The organism is Methylobacterium sp. P1-11, from assembly GCF_008329595.1.
GTDB lineage: Bacteria > Pseudomonadota > Alphaproteobacteria > Rhizobiales > Beijerinckiaceae > Methylobacterium.
In genome coordinates, this window is the sequence record NZ_NPKS01000003.1 from 173,323 (window position 1) to 186,153 (window position 12,831).

At 72.6% G+C, this 12,831-nt stretch carries 12 protein-coding genes; 7 read left to right on the forward strand and 5 right to left on the reverse strand.

The features are described 5' to 3' along the window. The first annotated feature begins 19 nt into the window (after positions 1-19). Complete coding sequence (locus tag CIW48_RS04865; RefSeq protein ID WP_091775869.1) at positions 20-2,278, forward strand: bifunctional (p)ppGpp synthetase/guanosine-3',5'-bis(diphosphate) 3'-pyrophosphohydrolase; 2,259 nt, start codon at positions 20-22, stop codon at positions 2,276-2,278. 341 nt (positions 2,279-2,619) lie between these two features. Next, entirely contained in the window at positions 2,620-3,261 is a 642-nt protein-coding gene (locus CIW48_RS04870; RefSeq protein ID WP_149309563.1) for an NYN domain-containing protein, read from the forward strand. Positions 3,262-3,265: 4 nt separating this feature from the next. On the opposite strand, the gene CIW48_RS04875 is transcribed toward CIW48_RS04870, so the two are convergent. From CIW48_RS04875 to dapA, 3 genes are all read right to left on the reverse strand, one after another. After that, on the reverse strand, positions 3,266-3,835 hold the full coding sequence (locus CIW48_RS04875; protein WP_149309565.1) for a peroxiredoxin: 570 nt from the start codon (positions 3,833-3,835) through the stop codon (positions 3,266-3,268). Between the two features lie 99 nt (positions 3,836-3,934). After that, positions 3,935-4,408, reverse strand: a complete 474-nt coding sequence (gene smpB, locus CIW48_RS04880) for an SsrA-binding protein SmpB (RefSeq protein ID WP_020095208.1) — start codon at positions 4,406-4,408, stop codon at positions 3,935-3,937. 15 nt (positions 4,409-4,423) lie between these two features. Further along, positions 4,424-5,323 carry a 4-hydroxy-tetrahydrodipicolinate synthase gene (gene dapA, locus CIW48_RS04885; RefSeq protein ID WP_149309567.1) on the reverse strand — a complete coding sequence of 300 codons (900 nt, stop codon included), beginning with the start codon at positions 5,321-5,323 and terminating at the stop codon, positions 4,424-4,426. A 200-nt stretch (positions 5,324-5,523) separates the two neighbouring features. On the opposite strand from dapA, the gene CIW48_RS04890 reads away from it, so the two are divergent. Further along, positions 5,524-7,863 (forward strand): lytic transglycosylase domain-containing protein, encoded by a 2,340-nt coding sequence (locus tag CIW48_RS04890; RefSeq protein ID WP_149309569.1) that lies wholly within the window; start codon positions 5,524-5,526, stop codon positions 7,861-7,863. Between the two features lie 401 nt (positions 7,864-8,264). Then, positions 8,265-9,251 (forward strand): catalase family peroxidase, encoded by a 987-nt coding sequence (locus CIW48_RS04895; RefSeq protein ID WP_149309572.1) that lies wholly within the window; start codon positions 8,265-8,267, stop codon positions 9,249-9,251. 186 nt (positions 9,252-9,437) lie between these two features. On the opposite strand, the gene CIW48_RS04905 is transcribed toward CIW48_RS04895, so the two are convergent. Beyond that, positions 9,438-9,692 carry a hypothetical protein gene (locus CIW48_RS04905; RefSeq protein ID WP_149309574.1) on the reverse strand — a complete coding sequence of 85 codons (255 nt, stop codon included), beginning with the start codon at positions 9,690-9,692 and terminating at the stop codon, positions 9,438-9,440. An 85-nt stretch (positions 9,693-9,777) separates the two neighbouring features. Continuing rightward, the gene (locus CIW48_RS04910; RefSeq protein ID WP_149309576.1) at positions 9,778-10,356 is read right to left on the reverse strand and encodes a thermonuclease family protein; all 579 of its coding nucleotides are present in this window, start codon (positions 10,354-10,356) and stop codon (positions 9,778-9,780) included. A 112-nt stretch (positions 10,357-10,468) separates the two neighbouring features. On the opposite strand from CIW48_RS04910, the gene CIW48_RS04915 reads away from it, so the two are divergent. From CIW48_RS04915 to CIW48_RS04925, 3 genes are read left to right on the forward strand one after another with little or no spacing between them, the layout of a single operon-like run. Further along, a complete protein-coding gene (locus CIW48_RS04915) occupies positions 10,469-10,786 on the forward strand; it encodes a PepSY domain-containing protein (RefSeq protein ID WP_149309578.1) in 318 nt (105 codons plus the stop codon). Positions 10,787-10,798: 12 nt separating this feature from the next. Further along, a complete protein-coding gene (locus CIW48_RS04920; protein ID WP_149309580.1) occupies positions 10,799-11,467 on the forward strand; it encodes a response regulator transcription factor in 669 nt (222 codons plus the stop codon). Continuing rightward, entirely contained in the window at positions 11,464-12,825 is a 1,362-nt protein-coding gene (locus CIW48_RS04925) for a sensor histidine kinase (protein ID WP_149309583.1), read from the forward strand. The genes CIW48_RS04920 and CIW48_RS04925 overlap by 4 nt, the downstream gene beginning before the upstream one ends. Positions 12,826-12,831 lie beyond the last annotated feature (6 nt).

Genomic DNA, 12,831 nt, shown 5'->3' on the forward strand with positions numbered 1-12,831 from the left:
GCCCGCTCCGTCCCGGCGGATGATGCGCCAGTACGAACTCGTGGAGCGGGTCAAGCGCTACAACCCGGCCGCCGACGAGGCGCTGCTCAACCGCGCCTACGTGTACGCCATGCAGGCGCACGGCACGCAGAAGCGCGCCTCGGGCGACCTGTTCTTCGCCCACCCGCTCGAAGTCGCCGCCATCCTCACGGACCTGCATCTCGACGACGCCACCATCGTGGCGGCGGTCCTGCACGACACCGTGGAGGACACCGAGGCGACGCTGGAAGAGATCCGCCGGCTGTTCGGATCGGAGATCGGCGCGCTGGTCGACGGCCTGACCAAGCTGAAGCGCCTCGATCTCGTCTCCAAGCAGGCGGCGCAGGGCGAGAACTTCCGCAAGCTGCTGCTCGCCGTGGCCGCCGATGTGCGGGTGCTCCTCGTCAAGCTTGCCGACCGCCTGCACAACATGCGCACCCTCCAGCACATGCGGGAGGACAAGCGCCACCGCATCGCGCAGGAGACGCTCGACATCTACGCGCCGCTCGCCGGCCGCATGGGCATGCAGGAGCTGCGCGAGGAGCTGGAGGATCTGGCCTTCCGCAACCTGGAGCCCGACGTCTACGCCACCATCACCCAGCGCCTGACCCGGCTCACCGCCAAATCCGAGAGCGTGGTCGAGACCATCGCGCAGGTGCTCACCGACAAGCTCGGCGCGCAGGGGATCACCGCCGAGGTGAGCGGCCGGCAGAAGCGCCCGTTCTCGATCTGGTCGAAGATGGAGCGGAAATCCGTCGCCTTCGAGCAGCTCTCCGACATCTTCGGCTTCCGCGTGGTCGTCGACACCGTGCAGGATTGCTACGCGGCGCTCGGCATCGTCCATACCAGCTGGCCGATGGTCCCGGGCCGGTACAAGGACTACATCTCGACGCCGAAGCAGAACGATTATCGCTCGATCCACACCACAGTGATCGGGCCGAAGAGCCAGCGCGTCGAGCTGCAGATCCGGACCCGCGCCATGGACGACATCGCCGAATACGGCATCGCGGCCCACGCTCATTACAAGGAACTCGGCAAGGACCTCGCCAAGGAGGCCGGGCGGACCGAGGGCAGCGTCCATCCGCGGCTGGCGGCCGAGAGTGGCGCCTATCAGTGGCTCCGCCGGACCATCGAGCTGCTCGCCGAGGGCGACAGTCCGGAAGAATTCCTGGAGCACACCAAGCTGGAGCTGTTCCAGGACCAGGTGTTCTGCTTCACCCCGAAGGGCCGGCTGATCGCCCTGCCGCGGGGCGCGACGCCGATCGACTTCGCGTACGCGGTCCACACCGATGTCGGCAACACCGCGGTCGGCGCCAAGATCAACGGCCGGATGGCGCCGCTGTTGCACGAACTCGCCAACGGCGACGAGGTCGAAATCAGCCGCTCGGACGGGGCATCGCCCCCGGCGGCCTGGGAATCCCTGGTGGTGACCGGCAAGGCCCGCGCGGCGATCCGGCGGGCGACTCGGGCGGCCGTGCGACGGCAATATGCCGGGCTCGGACGCCAGATCCTGGACCGGGCCTTCGAGCGCGCGGCCAAGACCTTCTCGGAGGACAAGCTCCGGGGCGCCCTGCCGCGGCTCGCCCGCGCCACCACCGAGGACGTGTTCGCCGCCGTGGGGCGCGGCGAGATGTTCTCGGGCGACGTCGTCCGCGCCGTCTATCCCGACCATCGCGACGAGCGCCGGCCCTCTGCCGCGCAAGGGGCCGCCAGCGGGGCGGGCCGCCTCGTCCGCTCGGCCGACCAGACCATGCGGCTCACCTTCCCGGGCGCCGAGGGCAAGGAGGGACAGGCCGAGGACCGGAGCGACGCGATCCCGATCCGGGGTCTTGCGGGCGACCTCCCGGTGACCTTCGCGCCGAACGGCGGCGCGGTCCCGGGCGACCGGATCGTCGGCATCCTGACGCCCGGGGTCGGCGTCACCGTCTACCCGATCCAGTCGGCGGCGCTCGCCGCCTTCGACAACGAGCCGGAGCGCTGGCTCGATGTCCGCTGGGACACGGAGGCGCTCGGCGGCGAGCGCTTCCCCGCGCGCCTCGCGCTCAAGTCGATCAACGAGCCGGGCGTGTTCGCCCAGATCGCCCAGGTGATCGCCGACCACGACGGCAACATCGACAACATCTCGATGAAGCGGCGCACGCAGGACTTCACCGACATCACCATCGACCTCTCGGTCTGGGACCTCCAGCATCTCAACGCCATCATCGCCGAGTTGCGCGGCAAGCGCCCGGTCAACAGCGTCGAGCGCGTGAACGGGTGAGGCCGGGCGCCCCGGCGCCATGCATCTGAGGTTTACGGGATCAACTTCCCTAACTCTCGTTGTTCGTCGCAAAAGCCTGTGTCGATCAATCTTTCCGACCCCTTGCTCCAGGTCTTCGGGGCTGCACGCGTCCGTGCTCTGCTTGACACGGGCGCGTTTGAAACGAATGGTCCGGCAGCCAGGGTGGCGGGCGCGGATCGAGGGCCGCGCTGTGCCACCCCGGATTGCAGAGCGTGACAACCGCGACCGCGGCGCACGCCTGGCCCTCCGCCCCCGGGCGGACCTGGCCGTTTGTTCAGACGATTTCTGTCACCCACGATTTTTCGGGATTTGACCTGTTCATGCCAGCCACCCAACGCAGCGCCGTCTTCATCGACGGCGCCAACCTCTACGCCACCACCAAGGCCCTCGGTTTCGATATCGATTACAAGAAGCTGCTCAAGGAATTTCAGTCGCGCGAGAACCTCCTGCGCGCGTTCTACTACACAGCCATGATCGAGGATCAGGAATATTCCTCGATCCGGCCGCTGATCGACTGGCTCGACTACAACGGCTACCGCGTCGTGACCAAGCCCGTGAAGGAATTCACGGACTCGATGGGGCGGCGGAAGTACAAGGGCAACATGGATATCGAGCTGGCGATCGACGCCCTCGAGCTCAGCCCGCATATCGACCACATGATCCTGTTCTCGGGCGACGGCGATTTCCGCTCGCTGGTCGAGGCGATGCAGCGGCGCGGGGTCAAGGTGACGGTGATCTCCACCATCCAGACCCAGCCGGCGATGATCTCCGACGAGTTGCGGCGGCAGGCCGACGAGTTCGTGGACCTCGCGAGCCTCGCGGGGCGGATCGGCCGGGAGCCCAGCGAGCGTCCGGCCCGCACCTCCGGCGAGGCACCGAGCCGTTACCGCGGGGAGGGCCGCGGGAATCCCGGCCTGGAGAACCGCTACGGCATCCGCCAGCCGGAGGCCGAGGAGGAGTAGCGCCTCAGGCGCCGGTCCCGTCGAGCCAGTCGAGGACCTGCCGGGCGCTCCGGTCCGGCGGGAAGACCGGGTAGAACAGCTGGCTGACCACGCCGTCGTCGATCACCAGTGTGAGCCGACGCAGCAGAACCTGCCCGCCGGCCTCGAAGACCGGCAGGCGCGCCGCCATCGCGAAGGCCCGGTGCGGATCGGCCAGCAGCGGGAAGGGCAGGCGCAGGCGCTCGGCCGCCTCCTGCTGGTAGGCGCTCGTCTGGGTCGAGAGGCCGTAGACCTGCGCCACCCCGCGCGCCTTGAGCTCGGCGTGATGGTCGCGGAAATCGCAGGCCTGGGGCGTGCAGCCTCGGGCGCCGGGGATCGCGTCCCAGTCGGGCGTGAGGCCGGGCTGCCCCGGCTCGCCGGTGCGCGGATAGGCGTAGGCCACGGTGCGGCCGGGCAGCCGCGCCAGCGAGACCGTGCGGCCGTCCGTGGCGGTGAGCGCCACGTCGGGCAGGCGCATCCCGCGGAGATGATCGGCCGCGCCGTCGTCGACCGGCACGGGCAGGCCGTCGGGCAGGACGTCGTGGGTGGCTGGCATGGATGGCTCCTCCCGGCTCGGCGCCCGCGCCTCGCTATCGGTCTTTGCGCGCGGAGCGAAGCCATCCGGAAGCGCACCGCTCGCGATGACGGGCCGGCCTCAGCCTCGGTCCCGCAGCAGGCGCGCCCGGTCGCGCTGCCAGTCGCGCTCCTTGACCGCCTCGCGCTTGTCGTGGGCCTGCTTGCCCTTGCCGAGGCCGAGCTCGACCTTCGCGCGCCCCTTGTCGTTGAAGTAGATCTTCAGCGGCACCACCGTGTAGCCCTGGCGCTGGGTCGCGCCGATCAGCTTGTTGATCTGGCGGCGGTGCAGCAGCAGCCGGCGCGGGCGCTTGGTGTCGTGGTTGAAGCGGTTCGCCTCCAGGTATTCCGGGATATAGGCGTTGAACAGCATCAGGTCGTTGCCGGAGGGGCCCGCATAGGCCTCGCCGATCGTCGCCTTGCCGCCGCGCAGGGACTTCACCTCGGTGCCGGTCAGCGCGATGCCGGCCTCGAGCGTGTCCTCGATCGTGTAGTGATAGCGCGCGGCGCGGTTGTCGGCGACGATGCGCCGACTGGGCTCCGGTTTCGGGGCCATGATGCGTGACTTCCCTCAGTCCACCAGCAGGCCGGCGTGGCGCAGGGCGTCGTCCACGATCCGCTTCGTGGGCTCGGTCACCGGCACCAGCGGCAGGCGCAGCTCGTCTTTCATGTGGCCGAGCCGGGACAGCGCGTACTTCACCGGCGCCGGGTTGGCCTCGGCGAACAGCCCCGTCTGGAGCGGGAACAGCCGGTCCTGGAGGGTCAGCGCCTTGGCGTAGTCGCCCGCGAGCGTCGCCTCCTGCAGGTCGGCGCAGAGGCGGGGCGCGACGTTCGCCACCACCGAGATGCAGCCGTGGCCGCCCTGGGCGTTGTAGCCGAGCGCCGTCGCATCTTCGCCCGAAAGCTGGAGGAAGTTCGGCCCCATGGCCTGACGCTGCTGGCTGACGCGGTCGATCTTGGCGGTCGCATCCTTCACGCCGGCGATGTTCTTCAACTCGAAGAGCCGGGCCATCGTCTCGACGCTCATGTCGACGACGGAGCGCGGCGGGATGTTGTAGATGATGATCGGAATGCCGACCGCATCGTTGACGGCCTTGAAGTGAGCGTAGAGGCCCGCCTGCGTCGGCTTGTTGTAGTACGGCGTCACCACCAGGACGGCGTCGGCACCCGCGCGCTCGGCGTGCTGCGCCCGCTCGACCGCCTCGGCGGTGGAATTGGACCCCGCGCCCGCCACGACCGGCACGCGCCCGCCCGCCTCGTCGATGCAGGCCTCGACCACCCGGTCGTGCTCGGAATGGGTCAGGGTCGGACTCTCGCCGGTGGTACCGGTGGGCACGAGGCCGTGGCTGCCCTGCTCGATCTGCCAGCGCACGAATTTCCGGAAGGCGGCCTCGTCGAAGGCCCCGTCGCGGAAGGGCGTCACAAGCGCGGTGAGCGAGCCCCGCAGGCGGCTCCCGGTCATCTCGGTCATCTCAGGCGTCCCAAAGGGTCCCAATTGGGAAATCGGCGTTCTCGGCGCCGCGCAGGGTCCGCACCTGACGGGCGCGGACGGGCAGACATAGGCGGTCGCGCCACGGCGCGCAAACAGATCGTGGCGACGGTTAACGCGATCTTAATGGTCGCCGCCGCAACCTCGACCTTTCCCGCTTCGATGATCAGCAGGGGGAATTCGTGACCCGATCCGCGGCCTCGCATCCGGCCCCGAAGCGCACGTCCCTCACCGCCGCCGCGCTCCTCGCCACCGTCGGCGTCGCGCTGGCCGGCCCGGCCGGCCAAGCCGGCCCCGAGGCGTCCGCGACTCCGCCAGCCTCGCAGCCGACCCCGCCGGCGAGCGACGCCGCCCTCTCCACCGCGCAGGTCCGGGGCGCGCAGGCCGTCAAGGCCGCCGACCCGGTCGCCGCCGACGCCCTGAAGCTCGATCCGGTCCATGCCTCCGGCGGCGACGACAAGGGCGAGGAGCCCGCACGGACGCTGCCGGCCGCGGCCTCGGCCTACGCCTCCGCCGATCCCGATGCCCCGGTGGCCTTCCCGCTGCCCGACGCCGCCGTCACCCCGGCGGCGCCGGTGCCCGAGGTGCCGGATCCGGCGCGGCCGAAGATCTCCGGCGACACCGACCCGACGCTGCTGCGCGGCGCCATCGACCTCTACCGCAAGGGCCGGGTCGCCGACGGCGACCGGATGCGCGACACCTTCACCGATCCGGCCGCGAAGGCGCTGCTCGAATGGGTGGCGATCCGCGCGGGCGCCGGCATCGGCTTCAACCGCACGATCGCCTTCGTCCGGGCCAATCCGGACTGGCCGGCCGGCCCGCTGCTGCGCCGCCGGGCCGAGGAGGCGCTGCTCTCCGAGCGGAAATCCCCCGCGACGGTGCGGGCCTTCTTCGCCACGGCGAAGCCGTCGAGCGCGCCGGGCAAGTTCGCCCTGGCGCTCGCGCTCCGCGCGGACGGCTGCGAGGCCGACGCCGCCGAGATGGTGCGCGACCTCTGGCGCACCGAGAGCTTCGGCCGGAGCCTGGAGGCCAAGGTGCTCGACGCCTTCCCGGACACGCTCACCCGGGTCGACCACCGCTACCGGATGGAGCGGGCGCTCCTGAAGGACGATTGGGAGAGCGCCGGCCGGGCGGCCGGCTACGCCGGCGGCGCCTATGCCAGCCTCGTGCGCGCCCGCCGGGCCGTGGAGGACAAGTCCTCCGGCGCCGCGGCCGCGCTCGCCGCGGTGCCGCCGTCGCTGCGCAGCGACGCCTCCTACATCTTCTCCCGGGCGCAGTATTTCCGCCGGGCCGACAAGCCCGAAGCCGCCGCCGCCGTGCTCGCCGCGGCGCCGAGCAACCCGGACGTGCTGGTCGACGGCGACGAGTGGTGGGTCGAGCGCCGGATCGTGGCGCGCAAGCTCCTCGACCTCGGCGACGCCAGGATCGCCTACGCGGTGGCGAGCGGGCAGGCGGCACGCACGCCCGAGAAGCGGATCGAGGCCGAGTTCCACGCCGGCTGGATCGCCCTGCGCTTCGCCGGCGATCCGGCGAGCGCCGCGCAGCATTTCGCCCGGATGGCCACCGTCGCGGAGAGCCCGATCTCGGTGGCGCGGGCCGCGTACTGGCAGGGCCGGGCGGCCGAGGCTTTGGGTCAGGCGGAGGAGGCCAAGCGCTTCTACGAGCGGGCGGCCCTCCAGCCGATCGCCTATTACGGCCAGGTGGCGCGGGCGCGGCTCGGCCAGACCAGCCTGCCGCTCCGCGCACCCGCGGACCTCGAGGGCACGGAGCGGCAGGCCTTCGACGGACGGCTCTACATCCGCGCCCTGCGCCTGCTCGGCGAGGCCGGGATCAAGGAGCTGGCCCTGCCGCTCTACATCGACGCCGCCCGGGACCTCTCCGACCCGCGCGAGATCCAGGCGCTCGGCGACCTCGCCACCGACATGAAGGATCCGCGCGCCCTGGTGGCGATCGGCAAGCTCGCGGTCCAGCGCGGCCTGCCGCTCGACGCCCACGCCTACCCGACGATCGGGATCCCCACCTACGAGACCTTCACGGCGGTCCCGCAGGTGGAGCGGGCCATGGTCTACGCCATCGCCCGCCAGGAGAGCCAGTTCGACCCGCGGGCGCAGTCGGGCGTCGGCGCCCGCGGCCTGATGCAGATGATGCCGGCCACCGCCCAGCGCACCGCCCGCCGGGTCTCGGCCGCGTTCGACGTCGACCGTCTGACCAGCGATCCCGCCTACTGCGCCAAGCTCGGCCAGGCCCATCTCGGCGAACTGATGGAGGATTGGCGCGGCTCCTACGTGCTGGCCTTCGCCTCCTACAATGCCGGCGGCGGCAACGTGAAGAAGTGGATCGACGCCTACGGCGACCCGCGCAAGGGCGACGTCGACGTGATCGACTGGGTGGAGCGCATCCCGTTCACGGAGACGCGCAACTACGTGCAGCGGGTGATGGAGAACCTGCAGGTATACCGCTCGCGGCTCGACAGCCGCAGCGCCCTGCTGATCGACGGCGACCTCCACCGCGGCGCGCGGTAGGCCCTCGCAATGAGGCGCGGGTCCCCTCTCCCGTGCGGAGAGGGACGGGGAGGGATCACGCCTCTCCGGAAGAGGCTCTCCTGGCCGCCCGGTCCGGGCGCGCTTGATCCTGATCCGTCCCATCCCTCACCCCAACCCTCTCCCGCACGGGAGAGGGGGCATGGAACACCCTTCCGACACGCTGCGGACCATCACGGCGCGCAGAGGGTCGGCATCCACCCGCATCGACGCGCGAGACCCCTCCGTTCGCGCCGCAGTCTCCGATACCGACACCCGATTTTCCCACACCCCGCTCCGCAGCGACATAGCTTTTGGTTGTGCCTCCGGCGCCGGGCTCCCTAGAAGATGGGCCTGTCCGCATTGACCGGGGCCTGAGAGCCCGCGCTGCCGAGAGGTTCCCCATGCTGCGTTCGAGATCGAGTTTCGCCCTCCTGCTGAGCACCGCGCTCGCGGCGGCCGCGCCGGCCCTGGCCCAGGAGGCCTCCACCGCCGAGCAGACGGTCGACGTGATGAACACGCTGTTCGGCAAGCATCCGGGGGCGCGGGCCAACCACGCCAAGGGCGTGGTCGCCGAGGGCAGCTTCACCCCGTCGCCCGAGGCGGCCAGGCTCAGCAAGGCCTCCCTGTTCAAGGGGCCGGCGGTGCCGGTGACGATCCGGTTCTCGGACGCCACCGGCGTGCCCACCATCCCGGACGGCGTCGCCGACGCCAACCCGCATGGCCTCTCGCTCAAGTTCAAGCTGAGCGACGGCTCGGAGATGGACGTCGTCACCAACGCGCTGAAGTACTTCCCCGTCGCCACGGGCGAGGAGTTCCGCGACCTCCTCAAGGCCGCCGCCGAGAGCGGCCCGAAGGCCGCCCATCCGACCGCGCTGGAGCGCTTCGCCGCCGCCCACCCGGCCGCCGCCACCGCGGGCGGAACCGCCAAGACCCCGTCGAGCCTCGCCCGGCAGACCTATAACGGCGTCAACGCCTTCATCCTCGTGGATGCCGCCGGCAAGCGGCAGCCGTTCCGGTTCCGCTTCGTGCCCGTGGAGGGCGAGGAGATCCTCGCTCCCGAGGAGGCGGCCAAGCGCGATCCGAACTTCCTGATGGCCGAGATCGGCCCGCGGGTCGCCAAGACTCCAGCGAAGTTCAGGATGCTGGCCCAGCTCGCCGAGCCGGGCGACCCGACCAACGACGCCACCAAGCCCTGGCCGGACGACCGCAAGACCGTCGACCTCGGCACCGTGACGGTGAGCAAGGTCGTGCCCGACAGCGCCGAGGCCGAGAAGGCGCTGCTGTTCATGCCCAACAACCTGACCGACGGAATCGAGGTCTCGGACGACCCGCTGATCGACGCCCGCGTCCAGGCCTACGCGGTCTCGTTCAGCCGCCGCTCGCAGTAGCACGGTTCGGTCGGACGGGGATCTCCGACCCGCGCCCTCATCCTGAGGAGCCAGAGCGCGGCGGAGACCTCGAAGGAAGCCTCCAGCCGGCCCCGCGATCCCTGGAGCCCGCCTTCGAGGCCCGCTGACGCGGGCGCCTCAGGCTGAGGGAGCGGGTGCGACGGCCGTACCTTGAGCCGGAACGGATCAGCGGCCCGTCCCGGCCTTCGGGGCGGACGGCGCCCGCGCGCCGCCCGGCTGCCCCTTGCCCTCGACCGGGCCCGTGCGGGCGCCGTCCTGGGTGGCGCCGGTGCCGCTGAGGCCGCCGGCGCCCATGCTGGTCGTGGGCGCGCCGGCATCCTGGCGCCCCTCGGCCTTGCCCTGGCGCTCGGCGGCGTGCGCGCCCCCTGCCGCGCCGGCGAGGAGGGCAGCGAGCAGCATCGTACGGGTCAGGATCCTCATGGGGCCTCCGCGGTTCCACCTGCGCCCCGAACGGGCTTGCCGGTCCAACCGGGCGCGCCCGGGAGCGTTCCCGCGCCGAGGGACGTCACCCGTCCGCGCGGAGGCTCGCGGCGGCGCGGCGGCCCCGCCGCTCCGCGGGATCCTGGAACACCCCCGACCACAGGCCGAGGCGTCGCCCCCAGGCCCGGTCCGCCGCGGGCGCGTAGTCCGGCGCGACCGCGCGATCGGGCAGGGCGAGCCCCTGCGCCACCATCCAGGCCCCGAGATCCGCGTCCCCGACCCGGCAGAGCGCCGCGCCGGCCTCGCCCCGCGTCTCGCAGGCGACGGCCGCCCCGCCGATCCGGTCGGCGAGCGCCCGGGCGGCGTCCCGGCCGCACGGGTAGGGCCGGTCCTGGGCGTCCGCGCAGGTCGCGTCCGCCTCCGGCGCGGCGATCCCGAACAGGCTGACCTGCCGCGCGCCGAGGCGCAGCGTGCCGCCGTCGATCACCCGGGCGGGGCCGCGCAGGATCTCGCCGGCCCGGGCGGGAGCCTGCCAGGATAGGCCGCCGATCAGCAGCGCGGCGAGGAGCGGCAGGCGCGAGCGACCGCCCCTGTCGTCCGGGCAGAGGAGGGTGCCGGCGAGGCCGGCCGCGCAGGCGAGGAGGATACCGATGAACAGCGACATGGTCTCAGGTCTCCGGAAGGGCTATGGCCGCCCTTGTGCCGAAGCCCCGCCCCGCGACCCTGACGCCGCCTGTCAGCGTCCCGTCAGGCGGCGCCGATTAGCCTGCGCCCGCATGAGCCCGTTCCCGTCCCGCCGCGTCTTCGTTCTCGCCCTCGGCCTGCTGGCCGCCCTGGCGGGCAGGCCCCTGCACGCCTCCGAGGATGCCGACCGCGCCCGCCGGGCCCTGGAGAGCGGCGAGATCCGCCCCCTCGACGCGGTGCTGGCGGCGGCCCGGGCGGCGGTGCCGGGGGACGTCGTGTCGGTCGATCTCAAGCACGACGACGGGCACTGGCTGTACAAGCTGCGCATCCTCGGGCCCGACGGGAAGCGCCGGACCGTCAAGGTCGATGCCGGCACGCTCAGGATCCTGGACGAAGACGACGATGATTGAGGAGGCCGGGCCGTGCGCGTCCTGATCGTCGAGGACGAGCCGCGCATCGCCGCCGACATCCGGCAGGGGCTGGAGAGGGCCGGCTACGTCGCCGACGTGGTGGCGGACGGCGAGGCGGCGTGGTTCCGGGCCGAGACCGAGACGTACGACGCCATGGTGCTGGATCTCGGCCTGCCGCGCCTCGACGGGCTCGGCGTGCTGCGCCGCCTGCGCGCCGCCGACGTCGCCCTGCCGGTCCTGATCCTCACCGCCCGGGACGGCTGGCGCGAGCGCGTCGAGGGCATCGACGCCGGCGCCGACGACTACCTCGCCAAGCCGTTCCGCATGGAGGAGCTGGTGGCACGGCTCCGGGCGATCCTGCGGCGCACCGCCGGCCACGCCTCGCCGGTGCTGCGCGTCGGCGCGGTGGAGCTCGACACCCGCACCCGCGCGGTCAGCGTCGACGGAAGGCCCACGGAGCTGACCGCCCTGGAATACCGGCTGCTGGCCTTCCTGCTGCACCGGCAGGGGCAGGTCGTGCCGGCGGGCGAGCTGCTCGACCATCTCCACGGGGTCGGGACCGAGCGCGAGGCCAACGCCCTGGAGGCGCTCCTGACGCGCCTGCGCCGCAAGCTCGGGCCGGGGGTGATCGAGACTCGGCGCGGCCACGGCTACCGGGTTCCCGGACCCAGCGGGTCGTGAGGCGCGATTCCCTGCGCCTGCGGCTCGGCCTCGCGGCGGCCGCGCTGATCGCGCTGGCGCTGGTGCTGGCCGGGATCGGCCTCACGGTGATCCTCGACCGCGTGCTGGACGCCCGCACCGTCGAGGATCTGGACCGGACCGCCAAGCTCATCGCCGGGCGGGTCGGACTCGGACCGGACGGGGTGCCGACGCTCTCGCGAGACCTGCCGGACCCGCGCTTCGCCACGCCCTATGGCGGCCTGTACTGGCAGGTCGAGGCGGGGTCGCACCTGCTGCGCTCGCGCTCCCTCTGGGACAAGAGCCTCGACCTCGGCAGCCTCGACCTCAGACACGCCGGCACGGGCGCGCAGGCCGCCGCCACCCTCGACACCGCCGGGCCCGATGGCGGCCGGCTCATCGCGGTGGTGCGGCCGCTGCAGATCGGCGCGCAGGGCTCCGAGACCGCGCTGCGCGTCGCGGTGGCGGAGGACCGCCGCAGCCTCGCGGCGAGCCGGGCCACCTTCCTGCGCCTGCTCGTCCCGGCGCTCGTCGCCCTGTTCGTCGTCCTGACCCTGGCGATGGGCCTGTTCGTGCACCGGGCGCTCGGCCCGTTCCGGGTGCTGCAGGCGGAACTCCTGGCGGTCCATTCCGGGCGGCGGGCGCGGCTGCCGGAGCACTTCCCCGACGAGGTCCGGCCACTGGTCGCCGACCTCAACCGGCTGCTCGACGCGCAGGAGCGGGCCCTGATCCGCGCCCGGGACGCGGCCGCCGACATGGCCCACGGCCTCAAGACGCCGCTGGCGGTGCTGGACGCCCTGGCGCGCCGGACCGGTCCGGCCGACCCGGCCCTGGCGGCCGAGATCGCCGAGCAAGCGCGGGCCATGGGCGGTCAGGTGGAGCGGGCGCTGGCCCGGGCACGGGTCGCGGCCGCGGGCGACCTGCGGCGGCGGTCCTGCCGGGTCGCCCCGGTGGCGGAGCGCCTCGTCGCGACCCTGCGGCGGCTGCCGGAGGGCGACTCCCTGGAATGGACCGTGGCGGTGCCCGAGACCCTCGCCTATCCGGGCGAGGCGGGCGAGCTGATGGAGGTGCTGGGCAACCTCCTCGACAATGCCCGCAAGTGGGCGCACCGGACGGTGAGGATCACCGCGACGTCCGATGCCGGCCGTCCGGGCCTCGCCGTCGAGGATGACGGCCCCGGCATGAGCGCCTCGGCCATCGCGGGGATCGGGCGCGGCCAGCGCTGGGACGAGAGCCGGCCGGGCACCGGCTTCGGCATCGCTATCGCCCGCGACGTCGCCGAGGCCGCCGGCGCCCAGCTCGAATTCGGCCGCTCGGAGCTGGGCGGCCTGCGGGCGGACCTGCGCTGGCCGGGCGGGTAGGGGCAC